The organism is Variovorax brevis, assembly GCF_030317105.1.
In the GTDB taxonomy this organism is placed as follows: Bacteria; Pseudomonadota; Gammaproteobacteria; order Burkholderiales; family Burkholderiaceae_C; genus Variovorax; species Variovorax brevis.
Genome location: NZ_JASZYG010000002.1, coordinates 894,056 through 913,724, shown reverse-complemented (window position 1 = coordinate 913,724; position 19,669 = coordinate 894,056). Strand labels below are relative to the sequence as shown.

The 19,669-nt window shown below is 65.1% G+C and carries 18 protein-coding genes; 4 read left to right on the top strand and 14 right to left on the bottom strand.

The genetic code is table 11. The features are described from left to right. Positions 1-300 precede the first annotated feature (300 nt). On the bottom strand, positions 301-2,151 hold the full coding sequence (locus tag QTI66_RS08845) for a tannase/feruloyl esterase family alpha/beta hydrolase (protein WP_286558986.1): 1,851 nt from the start codon (positions 2,149-2,151) through the stop codon (positions 301-303). 402 nt (positions 2,152-2,553) lie between these two features. Between QTI66_RS08845 and QTI66_RS08840 the strand changes: the two genes are divergently transcribed. Together QTI66_RS08840 and QTI66_RS08835 are read left to right on the top strand one after the other, a co-directional pair. Then, the gene (locus QTI66_RS08840; RefSeq protein ID WP_286558984.1) at positions 2,554-4,077 is read left to right on the top strand and encodes a CYTH and CHAD domain-containing protein; all 1,524 of its coding nucleotides are present in this window, start codon (positions 2,554-2,556) and stop codon (positions 4,075-4,077) included. 17 nt (positions 4,078-4,094) lie between these two features. Further along, positions 4,095-6,803: a spermine/spermidine synthase domain-containing protein gene (locus QTI66_RS08835; protein ID WP_286558983.1), complete on the top strand. Its 2,709-nt coding sequence runs from the start codon at positions 4,095-4,097 to the stop codon at positions 6,801-6,803. 22 nt (positions 6,804-6,825) lie between these two features. Here the strand turns inward: QTI66_RS08835 and QTI66_RS08830 are convergent, their stop codons facing one another. Then, on the bottom strand, positions 6,826-7,965 hold the full coding sequence (locus QTI66_RS08830) for a 3-deoxy-7-phosphoheptulonate synthase (protein WP_286558982.1): 1,140 nt from the start codon (positions 7,963-7,965) through the stop codon (positions 6,826-6,828). Positions 7,966-8,120: 155 nt separating this feature from the next. Here QTI66_RS08830 and QTI66_RS08825 point away from each other — a divergent pair, with 155 nt between their 5' ends. Then, positions 8,121-9,041, top strand: a complete 921-nt coding sequence (locus tag QTI66_RS08825) for an ornithine cyclodeaminase family protein (RefSeq protein ID WP_286558980.1) — start codon at positions 8,121-8,123, stop codon at positions 9,039-9,041. A gap of 57 nt (positions 9,042-9,098) precedes the next feature. Here QTI66_RS08825 and QTI66_RS08820 read toward each other — a convergent pair whose 3' ends face one another. Together QTI66_RS08820 and ydiK are read right to left on the bottom strand one after the other, a co-directional pair. Then, positions 9,099-9,725: a LysE family translocator gene (locus tag QTI66_RS08820; protein ID WP_286558978.1), complete on the bottom strand. Its 627-nt coding sequence runs from the start codon at positions 9,723-9,725 to the stop codon at positions 9,099-9,101. Then, positions 9,718-10,875: an AI-2E family transporter YdiK gene (ydiK, locus tag QTI66_RS08815; protein WP_286558977.1), complete on the bottom strand. Its 1,158-nt coding sequence runs from the start codon at positions 10,873-10,875 to the stop codon at positions 9,718-9,720. The genes QTI66_RS08820 and ydiK overlap by 8 nt, the downstream gene beginning before the upstream one ends. Before the next feature lie 59 nt (positions 10,876-10,934). On the opposite strand from ydiK, the gene QTI66_RS08810 reads away from it, so the two are divergent. Then, positions 10,935-11,582 (top strand): class I SAM-dependent methyltransferase, encoded by a 648-nt coding sequence (locus QTI66_RS08810; RefSeq protein WP_286558975.1) that lies wholly within the window; start codon positions 10,935-10,937, stop codon positions 11,580-11,582. A 59-nt stretch (positions 11,583-11,641) separates the two neighbouring features. Here QTI66_RS08810 and QTI66_RS08805 read toward each other — a convergent pair whose 3' ends face one another. From QTI66_RS08805 to QTI66_RS08760, 10 genes are all read right to left on the bottom strand, one after another. After that, positions 11,642-12,238, bottom strand: coding sequence for a GNAT family N-acetyltransferase (locus QTI66_RS08805; protein ID WP_286558974.1), 597 nt, complete (start codon positions 12,236-12,238; stop codon positions 11,642-11,644). Positions 12,239-12,399: 161 nt separating this feature from the next. Beyond that, entirely contained in the window at positions 12,400-12,804 is a 405-nt protein-coding gene (locus QTI66_RS08800; RefSeq protein WP_286558973.1) for an HNH endonuclease, read from the bottom strand. A 254-nt stretch (positions 12,805-13,058) separates the two neighbouring features. Continuing rightward, a complete protein-coding gene (locus QTI66_RS08795) occupies positions 13,059-13,367 on the bottom strand; it encodes a DUF1330 domain-containing protein (RefSeq protein WP_286558972.1) in 309 nt (102 codons plus the stop codon). A 51-nt stretch (positions 13,368-13,418) separates the two neighbouring features. Continuing rightward, on the bottom strand, positions 13,419-13,982 hold the full coding sequence (locus QTI66_RS08790) for a GNAT family N-acetyltransferase (protein ID WP_286558971.1): 564 nt from the start codon (positions 13,980-13,982) through the stop codon (positions 13,419-13,421). Next, on the bottom strand, positions 13,979-14,530 hold the full coding sequence (locus QTI66_RS08785; RefSeq protein ID WP_286558970.1) for a hypothetical protein: 552 nt from the start codon (positions 14,528-14,530) through the stop codon (positions 13,979-13,981). Before QTI66_RS08785 ends, QTI66_RS08790 begins: the two co-directional genes overlap by 4 nt. Then, the gene (locus QTI66_RS08780; RefSeq protein WP_286558969.1) at positions 14,527-15,168 is read right to left on the bottom strand and encodes a styrene oxide isomerase; all 642 of its coding nucleotides are present in this window, start codon (positions 15,166-15,168) and stop codon (positions 14,527-14,529) included. The genes QTI66_RS08785 and QTI66_RS08780 overlap by 4 nt, the downstream gene beginning before the upstream one ends. Before the next feature lie 147 nt (positions 15,169-15,315). Continuing rightward, positions 15,316-16,011, bottom strand: coding sequence for an aspartate/glutamate racemase family protein (locus tag QTI66_RS08775; RefSeq protein WP_286558967.1), 696 nt, complete (start codon positions 16,009-16,011; stop codon positions 15,316-15,318). A 67-nt stretch (positions 16,012-16,078) separates the two neighbouring features. Then, positions 16,079-17,314 (bottom strand): multidrug efflux MFS transporter, encoded by a 1,236-nt coding sequence (locus QTI66_RS08770; protein ID WP_286558966.1) that lies wholly within the window; start codon positions 17,312-17,314, stop codon positions 16,079-16,081. A gap of 92 nt (positions 17,315-17,406) precedes the next feature. Further along, positions 17,407-19,263, bottom strand: coding sequence for a potassium transporter Kup (locus QTI66_RS08765; RefSeq protein WP_286559064.1), 1,857 nt, complete (start codon positions 19,261-19,263; stop codon positions 17,407-17,409). A 204-nt stretch (positions 19,264-19,467) separates the two neighbouring features. Beyond that, on the bottom strand, positions 19,468-19,665 hold the full coding sequence (locus tag QTI66_RS08760; protein WP_286558965.1) for a CsbD family protein: 198 nt from the start codon (positions 19,663-19,665) through the stop codon (positions 19,468-19,470). Between the last annotated feature and the right edge of the window lie 4 nt (positions 19,666-19,669).

The following is a 19,669-nucleotide window of genomic DNA, read 5'->3' as shown; positions in this document are numbered from 1 at the left end:
GTTCGATCGCATCGCCAATGAGATGAACGGTCGACCAAGACAGACACTTGGCTTTGCCAACCCCGCTGAGGTACTCTGGCAGACCGTTGCATCGACGGGTTGAGCCCGCCGGAGCCGAAGGCGGGGGACATTCGCGGAGGGGAGTACACCGTCGGCGTGATCGCTCCACAGACCCAGACTCCTGGCGTCAGCCAGCGAGCTGCACGTCATCGAGAGCCGAGCCTCGACGCCGATGACCCCCACGCAGTTGCGCCGCTGCAGGGCGTTGTCCCCAGCAGCGGCGCAAGCCTTCTCAATCAATCAAATGCAGGAATACGAAGCCGCAGCCCGCGGATCGCCCCCCTGGTACGTGGACTTCTGCGGATACATGCACACCAACGCCGTGCCCTGCAGCGGCGCAGTGGCCGGCGTGGAGATCGTCAGGCGCTCAGGCGAAAGACCGTTCTCCACCCAGTCGGTCAGCGCGGTGTAGAGCTGGTCGATGGTCGGCAACGGCGGGCTGGCGGCTGTGTTGGTGGTGCCGTTCGAGAAGCCATGCGCCATGCCCGGAATCAGGAACAGGCGGTAGTAGTTTTTCAGCACCTGCCCGGCCAGAGGGTCGTTGGCCAAGTTGGCTTCCAGGCGCGTGAAATAGTTGATGGTGCCCTGCACCGGAATCAGCGTGTCGGCCATGCCGTGGTAGACCAGCATCTTGCCGCCGTGCAGCGCGAACCTGTTGAGGTTCGGGTTGTCGGTGTTGATGTTGGCAAAGGACGATTGCAGCGTCAGCCCCTGGTCGAACGCGTTCGACAGCTCGGCATACGACAGCGCCTTCCATCCATCCGCGCCATTGCCCGTGGCGTTGATGAAGTTCGGCGCCGCAAGGGTCGACTTCTGCATCTCGAGCGCCACGAGGTCCGAAGCAATGGTGAACGGCGTGGGACCTGCCAGGCCCGCGATGTTCGTGCCACGTGCCAGGCCGTACCAGCGCTGGGCGCCCGAGGGCGGGTTGGTCCAGCCATTGTCGGTGGCCGGTTGCGGCACGGAGCCATCTGTCGTCTGGCCGTACCAGATCTTGTTCATCGCCGTGGCTTGCGCCTTCGTCACGCAGGCGGGCGCGGGCGCGGTGCCACCGTCGGCTACGCACAGCACGGTCACGTCCAGCGACGGGTCGTAGTGGCATGCGCCGGGATCCTGGAGGTAGCCCAGATGCTGGTTGCCCACGAGGTCGCAGGCGTTGATGGCGGCATTGCCCATCAGCGTGGCCTGTGCGGTCGTCAACGGCACACCGGCCAGGTCGCGCTGATAGACGATCTGCGGATACAGCTCGGAGGTGATGAACTTCGTCCAGTTGATGGCCGGGGCGCCGGCCAGGATGCCGTCGAAGTCCTCGGGGTTGGCCTGTGCTTCCATGTGGCCTTGGCGGCCGCCGGTGGAGAAGCCGTTCCAGTACGCCTTGCGGGCCGATTCGCCGTAGTAGGCCTTGGTCAATGCCTTGGTCTTGACGGCCATCTCGTGGATGCCGCGTTGCGCAAAGTCGTTCCACAGCGTCGTGTTGATGCTGCCGTCGGGGTTCATGGCAAACGATCCGCCGTTGGTGGTGTTCGCATGGCCGGTGTCGGTGCTCGCCGAGACCGCGCCTTCCACCATCGCCGTCGATGCCGGCGAGCCGACGCCGCCACCGGTCGCGCCGGCCAATGCCGTGACCGAGGTCTGAACCCCGCCGGCCCAGCCACCGCCACCCTTGACGTGAATGCGCTTGTTCCACCTGGACTCGCTGGGCAGCCACACCTCGATGCCGATGCCCGGCGATGTGGAGGGTGCGTCGGCAAGCCCCGCGTTGCCGGGACCGACCAACAGCTTGACGACGCACACGTCGCTGGTGGCTACCGGCGTTGTGGTGGTGGGCGAGCCTGTCAGCAGCAGCGGATCGCCCGTCTTGAAGGACTTGACCAACAACACCGAGGTCTGCGAGTCGGGCGCGAAGCCCGTCTTCAGCGAGTCGTCGCAGGTGAGCTTGGACTGAACGGGCGGCGTGGGATTATTGTTGCCGCCTCCGTTGTGATCGCCGCCTTTGCCACCGCCGCAAGCCGCGATGACGCAGGCGAACGCGATCGATGCGATGCGCGTGGGTCGCCTCGCCGAAGAACCGGATCCGCAAGAGTTGCGCATGGATGTCTCCTTTGTTTGAGTGAACGAAAGCCGGCGCAAAACGCGAACCGGGCGAATCGTGGTGTGCGCTGCGACGTTTTTGGAGTTCGTAGGCCAATGCCGACACCTCCGCGCGGCGACATGACTACACGGGCGCAACCATTCAACCCAAAGGAAATAGTTGCCAGCAGTGGCGCGGCCCCACGCGTAAATGACCACTTGCAAACCCGTTGCGGGTCGGCCGCGCTTTACAAAAAAAATGTGTCGGCACGTTGCAGCGGAGCGACGAAGATACCGGTGCCGTCGCGGTTTTTTTCGTCGCCGTTTGCAGGGATCGCAAAGGCCGTTTCGCCACAGTACGACGCTTGCCGACTCTTGCCACAATGCAATGGTCCGATCGGCATTTCGCATTGACGCAAGCCCATGGAAATCGAGTTCAAGTTCGAAGTACCCGCGCAGCGGTTCAAGGCCGTGGAGAAAGAGCTTCGCGCGCTCGCAGCCAAGGCAGCGCGCAAGCACATGCAAGCGCACTACTTCGACACCGAAGGCGGCACGCTCGCGGCGCACGGCGTGGCGCTGCGCCTGCGCAAGGAAGGCCGACGCTGGGTGCAGACCGCCAAGGCACTGGGCGATGGGCCGCTGCATCGTCTGGAGCACAACGTCGATCTGACGCACACGGGTGCAGGCCATCCGGAAGTGGACGCGCAGCGACACGCCGGCTCCGCCGTCGGCGACCTGCTCGACAAGCTGCTCGAGCACGGCGAGGTGCCCTTGGTCGAGACCTTCGGCACCGACATCTGGCGCCTGGCGTGCATTCACCAGTCGGGCGACACCACCGTCGAATTCGCGCTCGACGTCGGCAAGGTCATGACGCCGCCGCGCGATGGCGATGACGGTCGCACCTCGCCGGTGTGCGAGCTGGAAATCGAGCTCATCGATGGCGATGTGGCAACGCTGGTGGCACTGGCGCATGAATGGTCGCAGCGCCACGGTCTCTGGTTCAGCACGGTGTCCAAGGCCGAGCGCGGCCAGCGGCTTTGCGACGGGCAAGCGAGCGCAAAGGCCGTCAAGGCCTCGCCGACGAAGTTCGCGCACGAGCACGGGCACGATGTCTCGGGCGCCATAATTCAGCGCACCGTGCTCGCCGCCTGCCTGGCCCATGTGCTACCCAACGCGAGCGAGGTCGCGGCGGGCAACGAAGACATCGAAGTGGTTCATCAGCTGCGCGTCGGCATCCGTCGCACGCGCACGGCGCTGCGCGAACTCGACGCGCTCGCGCCCGCCAGCCTTGACCCCGCCTGGGAAGCGCCGTTGGTCGAAGCCTTTCGGGTGCTGGGCGCGAGCCGGGACCGCGAACTGCTGCTGGGCGCCATGCAGCCCAGGCTCGAAGCGGCTGGCGCGCCATCGGTGGACCTTGGCCCCGGCGAAGACGCGCATTCGCCGCCCATCGGCGATGCCGTTCGCTCGCCGGCGTTTCAGGCGGCGCTCGTGTCCATGACCGGATTTGCTGCATCCACGCCCGACGAAGCGCCGAACGAGGAGCAAGGCACGAGCCCGCATCGCCAGCTGCAAAAGCAACTGAACAAGCTGCACAAACAACTCACGCAAGACGGCAAGCACTTCGAATCGCTCGACTCGGACGCGCAGCACCGTGTCCGCAAGCGGATCAAGCGGCTGCGATACCTGGCCGACTTCGTGGCGCCCCTGTTCGGCAAGGCCGATGCCGAGCGCTACATCGCGTCGCTGGTGCCTGCGCAGGATGCGCTCGGTGAATTCAATGACGAGGTCGTCGCCATGGCGGCCTATCGCGACGCGGCCGAGCGCGACCCGCGCGCGTGGTTCGCGGTGGGCTGGCTCAGCGCATTGAAGCCCGCAAAGGCGCGGGCGTGTCGAAAATGCCTCGGTCAATTGGCCAAGGCGCGCAAGTTCTGGAAGAAGGACGGCTGACGGCCAGGAATCCCACCATGGGGCTGCAAGACCGCTTTCGCCGGCTGGAGGTGCCCGACGATTTCAAGCTGAAAGTCCGCAGGAGCGGCCTGCTGACCTTGGCCGGCGATCTCGCGGCGATGCGGGTGTCCCAGGCGCGGCCCTTGCGCCATCGCGCCGCGCTCTGGTTGATGGTTGCCAACGGCTTTGCCGCCCTCGCCTGCCAGCTCGCCTGGGCATGGCAGCTGGCCTTGCACCTGGGGCATGACGCGGGCGTGCTGGTGGCGGTGGCCACCGCGATGTTCGCCGGCGTGGCAGCAGGCGCGCTGGCACTCGGCCCCGTGATCCATCGCAGTGCGCGGCCCGAGCGTTGGTATGTTGCTTGCGCCGTGATCATCGCGGCGTGGAGCCTGACCTTGCCGCTGCTGATGGAACTGGCCTGCGCGTGGCTGCTGGACATCGTGCGGGCGCCGGCGCCGTCCCTCTTGCGCTTGCTGCCCGAAGGCATCCTGGCCATCTGGCAAGGGGCGGTAATTTCGTTCGGCGTGTTTCTCTTGCTGCTGCCCGCCACTGCCGCCATGGGCAACACGCTGCCGGCCATGGAACGCGTGCTGGGGCGCATCGGACGCGAGGGCAATCGCATCGCTGCCCTCTACGCGTGCAATGGACTTGGCGCGGCCATAGGCGCGCTCGCAGCGGTGCTCTGGGTCATTCCGCAATTCGGGCTGGCGCGCACGGCCGCCATGTGCGCGCTGCTCAACGCCATGGGTGCGCTGGGTGCGCTGGGCCTTTCATCGGCTTTTCCAGCGGGCCTGCAAATACCCGGACCGCGTGGACAGCGCGGAGCGCTCGCGCTGCTGACCGCCACCGGCTTCCTGGGCATGGGATACGCGCTGCTGGCGGGCCGCGTGCTCATGCAGGAAACGCAGGGCACGGTCTACACCGTCGGCTTGCTGCTCGCGCTCGGCTTGACCGGCGGCGCACTGGGCGCCACCGTCTACCAGCGCTGGCTCATCGGCGGCAGCAACCCGGACAGGTTGCGCGATCGCCTGCTCTGCCTGCAAGCCATGGCTTGCCTCGTGGGCATCGTTGCACTCTGGAAGGCCGATGCGCTGCGCCAACTGTGGACGCTGTTCCTTGGCGCTGGCGCCGTGAAGGCTTCGGATGCCCTCGATGCCGTGCCGGCCCTGTTGCTGCCTGCCATCTTCGTGGGCGCGCTGCTGGGGCATCTGAACACCGAGGCGCGTGCCGACCGCGTCAACTTCGGCCGCGCGCTGGGCTTCAATGCGCTGGGGGCGGCGGCGGCGCCGGTTCTCCTCGGCGCGTTGGCCGTGCCGGCGTGGGGAACGCAAGCCGCGCTGATGATGGTCGCAGCAGGCTACCTGTTCCTGCTGTCGCCGCGGATCCTGCTGTCGCCCTTCTTCTGGCTGCCCGCATGCGCTCTCGCGGGGCTCGTGGCGTGGATGCCGACGCCTGCCTTCATCAACCTGCCCGAAGGCAGCCGGCTGCTCAGCCACCAGGAAAGCGCCACCACCACGGTGAGCGTGGTGGCAGACGACCACGGCATCGCCCGCCTGCACATCAACGACCAGCCGCAGCGCGGCAGCAACGCCACCGTTCGCGACGATGCCCGGCGGGCCTTGCTGCCGCTGTTGCTGCACCATGGCCCGCAACGCGCGCTGTGGCTTGGATTGGGAACCGGCGCGGGCGCATTCGCCGCCGCGCAAGATCCGACGCTTCAGGTCGACGCAGTCGAGGTGCTGCCCGGGATCATCGAGGCATCGACGGCCTTCAGGCCATCGGCCGGGCAAGGTGCGCAGAATCCGCGCCTGCACCTGATCGCCTCGGACCCCGGGCGTCATTTGAACGCCACGCAGCAGCGCTACGACGTCATCGTCTCGGACAACGTGCATCCGGTGCGCGGCGACGAGGGCGCGCGCCTCACGGTCGAGCACATGCGCGCCATACGCGAGCGCCTCACGGAACAAGGGCTCTTCTGCCAATGGCTGGATCTGCGAGACGTGAACATCGACACCCTGCGCAGCGTCGTGCGCACCTTCTTGGAGGTGTTCCCGCGTGGGTGGGCGCTGCTCGCGACGCACGACGACAACGCGCCCCAGTTGGGCCTGGTCAGCTTTCGCGATGCGAGCATGCTGGAGATCGAACAACTGCGCGATCGGCTGGCCAACGCCAAGCTGCCCCACGAGGGCATCGCGGATGAGTTCGAGTTGCTGGGCAACTTCGTGGCCGGGCCGCAGGCCCTTTTGGAGTTCGCGGCCGATGCGCCCATCAACACGGACAACCGCCCCATCGCCGCGTACCAGGCGTCGCGGCTCGCTTACACCGCCAATGCAGCGCCGCGCGAAAGGCTTCTTGCGCTGCTGCGCGACTTCACGCTGGAACCCGGAGACCTGATCGACGCAGGGCCGGACGCCGAGTGGTCGCAGCGCCTGGCGAGCTACTGGGCAGCGCGCGATCGCCGCATCGCGTTGGGCCCGGCCTTGCAGGCGCCCGCCGATCAACCCATGCCGGCGACGGTACGCGAAGGGTGGACGTCCTTGCTGCGCATCAGTCCCGACTTCCGGCCGGCCTACGACGCGTTGCTGCACGAAGCCAATTCCCTCGGTCGCACGGACCTGGTTGCGGCGAATCAGCTATTGGGGGAATTGGAGCAGCTTCAACCTGCGCGCACCGAGGCACAACGGGCACGCAAGCAACTGGCTCGGGCCGCGCAGCGGATCAACTGACGGCCCGGTTTTTCATGAGCGACTATGAGTTATTCGACGTCCGGCCCTTGACCCGCCGACGCGCCTGCACAGCTGCAGCCAGATCCCGCAGCACCGGCGTCGTCTGCGTGAAGCTGATGCAGGCATCGGTGATCGACACGCCATGCTTGAGCGGCACGCCCGCGACGAGGTCCTGGCGGCCTTCCTCCAGATGGCTCTCGATCATCATGCCGGTGATGCGCCGGTCGCCGCCGGCGATCTGCTGGGCGACCTCGCCCGCCACGATGATCTGCCGCTGGTGCTGCTTGCTGCTGTTGCCGTGGGAGACGTCGATCATCACCTGCTCGCGCAGGCCGTTGACGCGCAGGGCGTCGCAGCTCGCCGTGACGTCGGTGGCGGAATAGTTGGGCGCCTTGCCGCCGCGCAGGATCACGTGGCAGTCGTCGTTGCCGCGCGTCTCGAAAATCGCGGCCATGCCCATCTTCGTCATGCCCATGAAAGCATGCGGAGCGCGCGCCGCCAGAATCGCGTCGGCCGCCACCTTGATGCTGCCATCGGTGCCGTTCTTGAAGCCGATGGGGCAGCTCAGGCCCGAGGCGAGTTGCCGGTGGCTCTGGCTCTCGGTGGTGCGTGCGCCGATGGCGCCCCATGCGATCAGGTCCGCCACGTATTGCGGGCTGAGCAGGTCGAGGAACTCGGTTCCGGTGGGCAGGCCCAGCGTGGTCAACTCCAGCAGCAGGCGGCGCGCGCGCTCCAGCCCTTCGTTGATGGCAAAGCTGCCGTCCAGGTGCGGGTCGTTGATGTAGCCCTTCCAGCCCACGGTCGTGCGCGGCTTCTCGAAATAGGCACGCATGACGATGACCAGGTCGTCCGCCAGTTCATCGGCCACCGCCTTCAGGCGATGCGCGTATTCCAGCGCCTGGTCGTGGTCGTGGATGGAGCACGGCCCCACGACCACCACGAGGCGGTCGTCGCGGCCGTGCAGCACGTCGGCAATCGCGCGGCGGCTGCTTTCCACCAGGGCGAGCGTGTTATCGCGAACGGGCACCCGCTCCTGCAGCAAGGCAGGCGTGATGAGGGGGCGCACGGCGCCGATGCGCACGTCGTCGATGCGGGTGGTGTCCAGGGTGCTGTCGCGCGAGCCAACTTCGGCGTCGTGCAGGGGGTCGTCTAGTTTCGTCATGGGCGGGAGCGTCTGGTGCGCGTTGGAGAAAAGTTCAGCCGGCATTGTCCTCGCTCCCGCATCTCGCCTTCGTGTCAGGGCGTGTCGCCCGCTTTGCGCCCCGCGGCGCATGCGCGACTGCTGTATAAAGCGGCGCCATCCAGCGGGAGATTCAGATGGAAATACTCGACGAGCAAGCAGTGCACAAGCTGCTGAAAATGGAGGCGCTCATCCCCGTGATGGAGCACGCCTTGTCGGCCCTGTCTTCGGGCAGCGCGGTGCAGCCCATGCGCAACGTGCTGCCGGTGTCCGGCCACGGCGGATTCTTCTTCACGATGCCGGCGCTGGCCGAGGGGCATCTGGGCGCCAAGCTGGTTTCCTTCTATCCCAACAACAAGGAAGTGCCGACGCACCACGCGCTGGTGATGCTGTTTCGCCCCGACACGGGCGAGCCGCTGGCCGTGATGGACGGCCGACTGATCACCGAAATGCGCACGGCCGCCGTCTCGGCCGCGGCGACCAAGCGGCTGGCACGCCCGGAAGCCCGAACGCTGGCCATTCTGGGCGCCGGCGTGCAGGCGCAAAGCCACCTGGAAGCGATGCGCCTGGTGCGCCACTTCACCAACATCCGCGTCTGGAGCCCGCACAGCGCGGCAGCCTTTGCGCGCGAGCACGGCGTGACCGCCGCGGCCTCGGCCGAAGAGGCGGTGCGCGGCGCGGACGTCGTGGTGGTGGCGACGACCTCGCGCAAGCCCGTGCTGTCCGGCAAGTGGCTCGCGCCGGGCACGCACATCAACGCGGTCGGCGCGCCCCGCCCCGACTGGCGCGAACTCGACGACGACGCCATGAGCCGCTGCCGCCTGTTCGTCGAATCGCGCGAGGCGGCGTCGCGTGAATCGGGGGACGTGATCGCGTCAGGCAACATCTTTGCGGAAATCGGCGAGGTGATCACCGGTCTGAGCACCGGCCGGCAGGACGCCGAGGAGATCACCCTCTTCAAGTCCGTGGGCGTGGCGGTGGAGGATGTGGCCACCGCGGGATGGGTGTACCGGCAGCACATGGCGCATCGCCCCCAAGGCAGCGCAAAGCGCCATTGAGCCACCGCATCAAGGCCGCACGGTGCCGGCACTCTGGTGCGCCGGTCCCGGCCAATCTCAGGGCCGGCGCTCCAGCGCCAGCTTGACGCCCAGCCCCAGCAGCACCGCGCCGCTGGAACGGTAGAGCCACACCAGCACGCGCGGGCGCGAACGCAGCCAGCCCGACAGCAGCCCCGCCGCGAGCCCGACCGGCCCCTTGACCAGGAACGTGAGAGCCGCAAAGAGCAGCCCCAGCACGAAGATCGACAGCGTGGGATGCGATGCGTCCGCATGCACGAACTGTGGCATGAAGGCGAAGTAGAACACCGCGATCTTGGGGTTGGACACGTTGGACAGCGCCCCGTCCAGGAAAAGCCGCGGCAGCGAACGCGGTGCCGCGGTGCCCGCTTCCAGGCTTGCGCTTCGGGTGCGCAGCAGCCCGATCGCCAGGTAGATGAGGTACACCGCCCCCACCAGCTTGAGCGCCAGGAAGAGCCATTCCGACGTGCGCAGGATCGCGCCAAGCCCCAGGGTCGCCAGCATGGTGTGCCCCACCAGCCCGATGCTGACGCCGGCAGCCGTGACCACGCCCGCCGCCGGCCCCTGCGAGAGCGATCGGGACATGACCAGGATCATGTCCTGCCCCGGCGTGACGATGAGCACCATCGACGCCACGATGAAAAGCAGCCACGACACTTCAATCAAGGAAGCCTCCGGGAAGTTGGGCGCCACCGTCCTTGGGCCGGGCCTTGGTTTCCGGCGGACGCTTGGCCTGGATGATCGGCGTGAGTTGGGGCTCGGGCGCGTCGGGCCGGTCGTCGAGCCATGCATTGATGAGCGTGTACGACACCGCCAGCATCACCGGCCCCACGAAGATCCCCACCAGTCCGAAGCCCAGCAAGCCGCCGATGACGCCGGCAAAGATCAGCAGCAGCGGCAAGTCGGCGCCGCGCTTGATGAGCATGGGCCGCAGGAAGTTGTCCATGGTGCCCACGATGAGCGTCCAGATGCCCAGGAAGATGCCCCAGCCCGTGTCGCCATGCCAGAAGACCCAGATGGCCGCCGGCGCCAGCACCAGGGTCGGGCCGATCTGCACGATGCAAAGCATGAACATCACGGCAGTGAGCAGCGCCGCAAAGGGAACGCCCGCAATGGCCAGCCCGATGCCGCCCACGACGGCCTGGATGATGGCCGTCACGCCCACCCCCAATGCCACGCCACGGATGGCCTTGCCGGCCAGGATGACGGCGTCTTCGCCGCGCGAACCGCCCAGCCGGCGGCCGAAGCGCCGCACTTCCACCGCGGCGTTTTCGCCCTGGGCGTACATGACCCCCGCGATGGCCACCGTCAGCAGGAACTGCAGCGTGAGCGCGCCCACCACGCCGGCCTGCGAGAACAGCCAGGTCGTGACCTGCCTTGCATACGGCGTGACCTTGGCTTCCACGCCGGTGACGCCCGAGGCGACCAGTTCGTCCCACGCCTCGACCAGCTTCGGCCCCACCAGGGGCAGCCCGCCCACCCAGGCCGGAAGCCTGGGCGGCCCCTCGGCCATGAGCGAGCGGAACCACGTGACGACATCGTCCGCGTTCGATGCGATGGTGGAAATGGCCAGCGTGAGCGGCAGCACAAAGACCAGCAGCAGGATCAGCACCATGACGATCACTGCCAGGCTGCGCCGCCCCCAGAGCCGCGCCTCGAACCACAACAGCGCCGGCCAAGTGGCCACCACCACCATCACGGCCCAGATGGTTGCACCCAGAAAGGGCCGCAGGATCCAGAGCGAGGACCCAATCAGCACCGCGATGGTCAACACCCCGAAGGTGATCTTGGTCAGGTCGGAACGAGGTTCGGTCATGATGGTCAAACTATGGACTGAATGCCGCGCAGTGTGCGCGATTTGGCGCAGGATAAGACATGCACCTTTCACAGGATGACCTGGAGCGAATCGCCGCGGGCACGCTCGGCCACTACGACGCCCGCGCCGAGGACTTCTGGGAAGGCACGCGCGACCACGACGTGCGCCAGAACATCGCGTCGCTCCTGCACTGCATCGAGGCCGCGCCGCCCTTCAGGATTCTCGATTTCGGCTGCGGTCCGGGGCGGGATCTGAAGGCATTCACGCAACTGGGGCACATCGCGACAGGGCTGGAAGGCTCGGAACGATTCGCGCAGATGGCGCGCGAATACAGCGGATGCGAGGTGTTGCACCAGGACTTCCTGAAGATGGCCCTGCCCGCCGAACAATTTGACGGCGTGTTTGCGAACGCGGCGCTGTTCCATGTGCCGGGGCAGGAACTGCCGCGCGTCTTGGGCGAGCTGTTCGCGGCGCTGAAGGCGGGCGGTGTGCTGTTCAGTTCGAACCCGCGCGGCGAGGGGCAGGAAGGCTGGCGGGGCGGGCGCTATGGGGCATGGCACGACCTGGAGGCTTGGCGGGGGTACGTGACGGGCGCCGGGTTTGTCGAACTGGCGCACTACTATCGCCCGCCGGGGCTGCCGCGCGAGCAGCAGCCGTGGCTGGCGAGTGTGTGGCGCAAGCCCGGAGCGTTGTCGCCCGGCGATTGACGTGACGCGAGATTCCATTCCCTGCGCCCACGAGTGCGGACTCGAACGGTTTTGCGCGATCAGGCAGTGCCGGGACGCAGCATCACGACGTATTCCGCCCTTGTGGTCGGCTCCAGGTGGGATGCGAGGCGCTCGAACCCCATGCGTTCGTAGAACGGGATATTCGGGGGCGTGAACGTTTCAAGGTAGCAACTGGCGCCGACGCTCTTTGCTTCGGCAAGCGTGCCCGACAGCAGGCGGGCGCCAATGCCCTGGCCCTGCGCTGACGGCAGGACTGCGACGATCGACAGGTACCAGGCCTGGTCGGAAACGACCTGCGCGGCACGTGGGCCCATGAACTCGACGATCCGGTGGTAGTTGCCGTTGCCTCTGGGGCCCAGCACGCTCTTGAGGTAGGCCGCTTTGGCTGCGGACTCGGCGGCATCGACTTCTGGCGATCTCGGCAGAAGCCATGCTGCTGCCCCCACCCGCGGATCCTCGTGCTGCACGTAGCGGCCTGTGCGCTGGGCCTCGGCCAGGGAGTAGGCGAAGTAGAGCCCGAGTGCGTGTTTTCGGGCTTCAATGTCGTCTTCAAAGTCCACGGAGATGGCTTGATAGAACGGATCGTCGAACAGCGACTCGGTCAGGGCCGGTGCGGGTTGTGAAAATGGATTCATTCGCCGAGCCAAGTGAACAGCCGAAAGTCTAAAGGTTCGAGATAGTGCGTGGCTTGGACGTCAGGTTGAACACTGCTTGGGCGATGTCCATGCGGTGCGGCAAACACCTCAATGGATTTTGAGGTTTCGGGTCAATGTATGCGTTCGGCGCAAACGACGGATCAGATGCCGCTGCTGGCTACCTTCTGCGCAAGATACTGCCAGATGGCATGCGCTTTTTGGTTCACCTGCGCGGCCCAAACCGCGTGAGATTTTGCGTCTTGATGGCTGTAGGGAAAGTATTCCGGAGGCGCCACTGCTCCATTCCTCGTGTTTCCGTCCTGGTGTACGCGCATATGGCATTTCTGGCACAACGCGACGCAGTTCAACTCCGTCTTGAGCCAACGGTGCGCTGGATCTGAGGGGTTTCCGCACTGGTTGGGCACGACATGGTGACCATAAACGTAGTCGCCTTCCTCCATTTCTTCAATCAGGCGAGTCGCGCAATGGGCGCACCGTCCGCCTTGACGCATTTGCGCCTTCAAGGATGTGCCACCAATGAAGTCGAATGGTCGCTTGCCCGCCATGGTTTTTCTCCCAACGATCTGGCGATGAATGGCGGATCCTAGATCCCGAGCGGGTTCAGGTCATCATGCCGATTGATGAGCCCTTGGACACTTTAGAGGCGGTTGACGGAAAAACCTGCCGATAACGCGCGCCGTCGGCAACCGGCGGCGCCATCAACTCTGTGAAGCGTTCTCCCGGATTGCGGCGCGCGGCCTTGCCGATGGGCGGACTCTGATGCCACTAAAGCCTCAGGCTACTGCGGCGCAGCGTAGAGCTACGACTCCGGTTGAGGACCTTCGTACCCCTCGATGACGATGAGATCAATGGTTGATACGGGCTGCCGAAGGTGAAGTATTCCTTGGTACTCAGGCGAATTCCAGCAATCGAGCGCCGCCTGATAGGAAGGAAATTCAATCACCGCGTTGCGCGTTCGGCTCGATCCCTCCGGATTCTCGAAACGGCCAGCCCGCACCAAGAACCTGGCGCCGTACTTCTTGAGCGGTGGCCCATTTGCCGCGACGTATTCCTTGTACTTTTCGGGGTCAGCGATATCGACGCGAACGATCCAGTATCCCTTTGGCATGAGTTCTCCTCGGGTTGGGGGGCTGGCGTGATTCTGACGCTTCCAGGCAGGTCACCGCCTTGGGGCAATGTCAGAAAGATTCTTCGTCATGGTGGTGTAGGAATAGGCGTTCCCGTCGAACTTGAACATGTCCGGTACTTCGCCGACCTTTGTGAAGCCGATTTGGGCATACAGGCGAATTGCCGTCTGGTTTGCACTCAGCACCTGTAGATCGATCCACTCCAGCCTGGCGACGTCGACCGCCCAGTACTGCGCGGCTTGAAGCAGCAACAAACCCACGCCTTGCTTGCGATAACGTCGGTCAACGCCGAGGCCGAGCAAGCAACGATGCATTGCGTATTGTTCTTGATGCGCTCTCAGATCAACGTGCCCGACGATCTGGCCGCTTGAAGTTCTTGCGGCCCACGCACGCCTCCATCCTGAGGTGCCAACCGGGATTTCCAGCCCTTTGCGAAACACCGCGGCCCGTTCTGGCGGGAAGACGGACTGAGCTCGAGAAAGCGGTTGGAAGTAACCCGTGGAATTGGCGCCGTTGTCCGACAAGTGATCATTCAAATACGCGATGAAGGAATCAAACTCCTCCGCGCGCAGTTCCTTGATCTCAGGGGCAGTCATTGAGCGTGAGTTGAATTGCCGATCAGCCCAAGGACAAGCTGCACTGCGGCGTCACGCGGAGCATGTTTGAAGAGCACTTGCTGACTGCACCATGGGTAGGGCAAGGCCGAGACCCAGTTCATGACTGACGCTAGAGTTGCGGGTGGCAGCATCGCCATTGTTTCAATGGTGATGGTCAAGGATTTGACCCTGCCCCCGTTCTCTTCAAATGACCAGTCGTAGCGACCGCACCCAACGCGTACTGCACCGCTGCTCTTTTCTGACATGGCGACCAGCCAGATGTTCGAGTGCGAATTCGCGTTGCCTCTTGGGGGCGACCCGATGCACAGCGTATAGATGTTCTCGTAGGTTTGATTGAAGCGACGCACGACCGTTTCGGCAATTCCTTCGCGTCCTGACGATTCGGGCGGAAAGGCGACGGAATCAGTTCGAACGTCCATTCGCAAAGAGGCATCGGCGGCGAACGATGCGTTCAAGAGGTACGGACGATTGCCATCCTTGGCGCGGATGTACGCTTCGATGGCTTGGGCTGGAGAAATTGAGGTCATGGTGTCTGCCAAAGCGTAACACCCGCTGCGAACAGCAGAACAACACACGCCAGCACGGAAAGCCATGCTCCGACAACATTGCCGAAGAGCACCAATTTCTGTAGCCCCTTGCCACCTTGCGATAGTCCGCGATGCCCCGTCACGGCGGCCATGGGCATCGAAACGCAAAACGCATACGACGAGCCAATCAGTCCGCCCGCAATGAGCCAGGCGACGACATGTCCCGTGGAAAACGTCGGGAGGATTGCGGCAACGGCAAACATGAGGATCGCGGCAATGGGAAGACTCTGGTGGGCGATGCGCCAAGAGTTGACAATGTGCGCGGGTGCACATCGATTGATGGCCTTCGCATACGGCGCTCCCAACAGGATGCCGAACAGCAACACGACGGCACCGTGAAAAATCAGATGACGACTGGAACTGAGCATCGGCGCTACTTGGGGCTTAACGAGTTCGTGCAAAAAAACCGTTCCACCGCGAAGGCGCCCGGACCATTCAATTGCCGCACCGGATTCATCGTCTGATCCCTCCCTTGACCTTGTTGTGACGGGGCCAACTCGCGCGGCGTTTCGTTGCCATTTTTTCGGTGTGCGAATCGTCCATGTGGTGATGCCTACTTCGATATAGATCGCACCCATCCTAGCCCCCTCGCCGCCTATTTCAATGCGCTTCCGCGCCCTTTTTGGGCGATGCGACGTTGCGCAACACTTCTTCACTTTTAGGCCGCATTCCCCAATTCAGGCAAACCCCAGACCCCCCGAATACCCCACAAATATCAAGCATCCCTAAACCCCAAGCGCAAACTCCACCGCCGCCGCCGCATGCAGCGCCGTCGAATCCAGCAAAGGCAGCCTGCTGTCCTTCTCCCCAATCAGCAGCGATATCTCCGTACACCCCAACACGATCGCCTGCGCACCACGCCGCGCCAGCGAATCAATCACGCCCTGATAAACACCCCGCGACGCGTCATCAATACGCCCCACGCACAGCTCGTCATAAATGATCCTGTGCACCGCATCGCACTCTCCTTCCTCCGGCACCAACACCGCCAGGCCATGCACCTGCCGCAGCCGTTCCTTCAAAAACTCCTCTTTCATCGTGAAGGCCGTCCCCAGCAATCCCACACAGCGAACGCCCAACGCTCTGGCCGCCGTTCCAACCGGGTCTGCGATGTGAAGAAAGGGCAGCGGCGTCGCCGCCCGCAGTCGATCCGCCACCTTGTGCATCGTGTTCGTGCACAGCACGATGCATTCCGCGCCGCCCGCGTGCAGCCGCCGCGCCGCGTCTTCCAGGATGATCGCGGCGTCGTCCCAGCGGCCTTCGTGCTGCGCGCGCTCGACCGGTCCGAAGTCCACGCTGTACATCAGCACGCTGGCTGATCGAAGGGGCCCGAGCCTGTCCCTCACCGCCTGGTTGATGAGGCGGTAGTACTCGCTGCTCGATTCCCAACTCATTCCCCCGATCAGCCCGATGGTGCGCATGTTCAGTCGTCTTCGCCGACGCCGGCAAAGCCGCCATCATGCGCGCCAACCTGACGCGCTTGTCGCGTCAGTTCGCCCCGACGCTGCGGCTTGCGCGCCAGTTCCACGCCGCGCCCATCGCCATCAGCACGCACGTCGCCAGGAACACCGTGCGCATGCCGAAGTGCCCACCCACGAAGCCGCCCAGCAAGGGCCCAACGACCTGCCCCGCGTACTGCGTCGAGATCGAATAGCCCAGCATGCTGCCGGCCACGTTTTCAGGCACGCTGTGCCGGATGACGCTGGTGATGCATGGCATCAGCCCACCGAGCGCCAGGCCCATCAGGAAGCGCAGGAAGATCAACTGCCAGCCGGCCGTGACAAAGGCCTGCGGCACCAGCAACACAGCCGACACCACGAGGCAGCCGGTGATCACGTTCCAGTGCCCGATGCGGTCCGCCAGCCGCCCCAGCCGCGCGGCCGACAAGATGCTTCCGAGCGCCGCTGCCGACATCACGACACCGGCCATCACCGTCACATGCACCGGGTCGGCCACCAACTGGGCGACGTACACGGTGATGATCGGCTCGATCGACATGTTCGCCACCGTCAGCAACACACCCGTGAGCAGCATCGCGATCACCGGCCCCCTGTGCGGCACGCCCGCCCAGCCGCCCCTGGGCCGGTTCGCCTTCGGCAGCACGGGCCGCTTCTCTTCGCGGATGAGGAACAGCGTCGCGAGAAAGGCCACGAAGATCACCGCGCCCGCGCCGTAGAAAGTCCAGCGGATGCCGATGAGCGGCGGCAGCACGCCACCGATCAGCGGACCCACAAGGCTGCCCGCCATGATGGCCGACGACAGCGTGCCCAGCGCCCACCCGGAACGCTCCTTCGGCGTCTGCGTCGCGACCAGCACGGTCGAGCCGGATGCGTAGCCGCCCAAGAGCCCCACCAGCAAGCGCAGGCCCACCAGTTGCCAGACGTTCTGCGCCAGCCCGATCAAGGCCATCGCGACCGCCATGCCGAGGCTCGCGCGGATGAGCATCAGCTTGCGGCCATAGCGGTCGCCCAGGCGGCCCCACAGGGGCGCGACCAGCGCAGCGGTGAAAAAGGTGGCACCGAATGCCGCGCCCGACCATTGCACGATGGCCGCCGGATCGTGCACGCCAAGCTGCTCGACATACAGCGGCAGGAAGGGCAGCAAGAGCGTCATCGCCACGATGGTGGTGAAGGAGCCAAGCATGCAGACGATGAGGTTGCGCCGCCAGTGTTCGACGGCGGGCGTGGTCTCTGCGATGGCTTGAGCGGACGGCGGGTTCTGCATGGAGGCATCGATTCTCTGCCTCAAAGGCACAAGACCTTCATGCCGTCTCGCGCTGCCCCCCATCGCGGATCGCCAACGGGCGCGGCGCCGCCTCAGATCTCGACGCGCGTTCCCAACTCGATCACGCGGCTGGCCGGCAGCTTGAGGTAGTCCGCCGCATTGCCGATGTTGTGGGCCATGGTCGCGAACAGCTTTTCGCGCCACAGAGGCATGCCCTCGCCAAGCGTCGGCACGACGGTCGCACGGCTCAGGAAATAGGAACTGCGCGCAGGCTCCAGCCGCAAGCCCAGCGGCGCGCAGGCCTCCAGCGCCAGCGGCACGTCGATCTCGTCCTTGAACCCGTACTCGATGGTGACCTGGAAGCAGTCGGGCGCCAGCGGCGTGACGGTGACACGCCTTGCGCTGGGCACATAGGGAATCGACCGGTTGGTCACCGTCACGAACAGCACGCGCTCGTGCAGCACCGCGTTGTGCTCCAGGTTGTTGAGCAGCGCATGCGGCACCACGCCAGGGTCAATCGACATGAAGATGGCCGTGCCGCCCACGCGTACCGGCGAGCGCGCCAGCAGCGAATCCATGAAGGGTTTGAGCGGCGTCGCGCCGGCTCGGGCGCGCGCCTCGTCCAGCATCATCTGGCGACCACGCCCCCAGGTCGCCATCACCGTGAAAATGAGCATGCCGATGAGCAGCGGAAACCAGCCGCCCTGCGTGATCTTCAGCAGGTTGGCCGAGAAGAAGGCCAGGTCGATCACGAAGAAGAAGCCCGTCGCGCCCACGCACAACCACCAGTCGTAGTTCCACGCGTAGCGGACCACATAGAAGGTCAGGCACGTGGTGATGAGCATGGTGCCGGTCACCGCAATGCCATAGGCCGCGCCGAGGTTGGCCGACGAGCCGAAGCCCACCACCGCCAGCAGCACGGCCGCCAGCAGCATCCAGTTGATGGCCGGCACGTAGATCTGCCCCATCTGCGCCTCGGAGGTGTGCATCACTTTCATGCGCGGCAGAAAGCCCAGTTGTATCGCCTGTCGCGTCATCGAATAGGTGCCGGAGATCACGGCCTGCGACGCGATCACCGTGGCAACAGTTGCCAGCACGACCATGGGCACCAGCGCCCACTTGGGGTACATGTGAAAGAAGGGATTGACCAGTGCGTCCGGTTCGCGCAGCAGCAAGGCGCCCTGCCCCAGGTAGTTCAGCGCCAGCGCCGGAAACACCAGCATGAACCACGACCAGCGAATGGGCGCGGCGCCGAAATGCCCCATGTCGGCATACAGCGCCTCGGCCCCCGTGAGCGCGAGCACCACGGAACCCAGTGCAATGAAGGCCAGCCAGCCGTGATGCATGCCAAAGGCCAGTCCGGCGAGCGGATTGAGCGCCTGCAGCACCGCGGGCGTGCCCACCAGATGCATCACCCCGCTGATGGCCAGCACGCCGAACCACGCCACCATCACCGGTCCGAACACGGCGCCAATGCCCGACGTGCCCCACTTCTGCGCGACGAACAGCACCACGAGCACGCCGAGCGTGATCGGCACGACATAGGGCGCGAGACGCGGGGTGGCAATCTCCAGTCCCTCCACCGCGCTCAGCACGGAGATGGCCGGCGTGATGACGCCGTCGCCATAGAAAAGCGCCGCACCGAACACGCCGAACATCAGCAGGCCATGGCGCAGGCGCGGCCGGTCGCGCACGGACGACGACGCGAGCGCCAGCAAGGCCATGATGCCGCCCTCGCCGTGGTTGTTGGCCCGCATGATGAGCGTGACGTACTTGAGCGAGACCACCACCATGAGCGACCAGAAGATCAGCGAGATGACGCCCACGATGTTGGCGGGTTCCAGCGGCAATCCGTTGGCCGGGTCGAACACCGTTTTCATGGTGTAGAGCGGGCTGGTGCCGATGTCGCCGAACACAACGCCGATGGCCGACAACGCCAGGCCGGGCATGCCGCCATGCTGCGGTGCGTGGCCATCCGGAGTCTCGGCAGACGGGTGCGTGGTTGTGCTCATGTTTTCCACCGGGTGTCGCAGCGCCTGGATGACTGCTTTCTTCTTACCAAGTATGCGCCTTCGCCATGAAAAAAGCCCCGACGCGCGGCGCCGGGGCTTTGGGAAGTGGTTTGCCTCGGGGAATCAAGGCAGATGGGGGTTTCATACCTTCTTGCTGGTTTCCTTCAGCGCGTCCTTGGTGGCTTCGCGAACGTCGCCAGCGGTCTTTTGCGCCTGGCCGGCGACCTTGTCGACTGCCCCTTCGACCTGCATCTTTTCGTTGCCCACGGCCTTGCCCACGGTCTGCTTGATGCTGCCCTTGGCCTTTTCGAGCGAACCCTTCACTTGATCTTCATTCATTGCC

Bases quoted from the DNA above. Each gene is read 5' to 3' on its own strand.
- QTI66_RS08830 (WP_286558982.1), bottom strand. From the start codon at position 7,965: ATGACGAAACTAGACGACCCCCTGCACGACGCCGAAGTTGGCTCGCGC.
- QTI66_RS08780 (WP_286558969.1), bottom strand. From the start codon at position 15,168: ATGGGTGCGATCTATATCGAAGTAGGCATCACCACATGGACGATTCGC.
- QTI66_RS08790 (WP_286558971.1), bottom strand. From the start codon at position 13,982: ATGACTGCCCCTGAGATCAAGGAACTGCGCGCGGAGGAGTTTGATTCC.
- QTI66_RS08765 (WP_286559064.1), bottom strand. From the start codon at position 19,263: ATGCCCGGCCTGGCGTTGTCGGCCATCGGCGTTGTGTTCGGCGACATC.
- QTI66_RS08770 (WP_286558966.1), bottom strand. From the start codon at position 17,314: ATGCAGAACCCGCCGTCCGCTCAAGCCATCGCAGAGACCACGCCCGCC.
- QTI66_RS08760 (WP_286558965.1), bottom strand. From the start codon at position 19,665: ATGAATGAAGATCAAGTGAAGGGTTCGCTCGAAAAGGCCAAGGGCAGC.
- QTI66_RS08795 (WP_286558972.1), bottom strand. From the start codon at position 13,367: ATGCCAAAGGGATACTGGATCGTTCGCGTCGATATCGCTGACCCCGAA.
- QTI66_RS08825 (WP_286558980.1), top strand. From the start codon at position 8,121: ATGGAAATACTCGACGAGCAAGCAGTGCACAAGCTGCTGAAAATGGAG.
- QTI66_RS08810 (WP_286558975.1), top strand. From the start codon at position 10,935: ATGCACCTTTCACAGGATGACCTGGAGCGAATCGCCGCGGGCACGCTC.
- ydiK (WP_286558977.1), bottom strand. From the start codon at position 10,875: ATGACCGAACCTCGTTCCGACCTGACCAAGATCACCTTCGGGGTGTTG.
- QTI66_RS08800 (WP_286558973.1), bottom strand. From the start codon at position 12,804: ATGGCGGGCAAGCGACCATTCGACTTCATTGGTGGCACATCCTTGAAG.
- QTI66_RS08775 (WP_286558967.1), bottom strand. From the start codon at position 16,011: ATGCGCACCATCGGGCTGATCGGGGGAATGAGTTGGGAATCGAGCAGC.
- QTI66_RS08835 (WP_286558983.1), top strand. From the start codon at position 4,095: ATGGGGCTGCAAGACCGCTTTCGCCGGCTGGAGGTGCCCGACGATTTC.
- QTI66_RS08805 (WP_286558974.1), bottom strand. From the start codon at position 12,238: ATGAATCCATTTTCACAACCCGCACCGGCCCTGACCGAGTCGCTGTTC.
- QTI66_RS08845 (WP_286558986.1), bottom strand. From the start codon at position 2,151: ATGCGCAACTCTTGCGGATCCGGTTCTTCGGCGAGGCGACCCACGCGC.
- QTI66_RS08785 (WP_286558970.1), bottom strand. From the start codon at position 14,530: ATGACCTCAATTTCTCCAGCCCAAGCCATCGAAGCGTACATCCGCGCC.
- QTI66_RS08840 (WP_286558984.1), top strand. From the start codon at position 2,554: ATGGAAATCGAGTTCAAGTTCGAAGTACCCGCGCAGCGGTTCAAGGCC.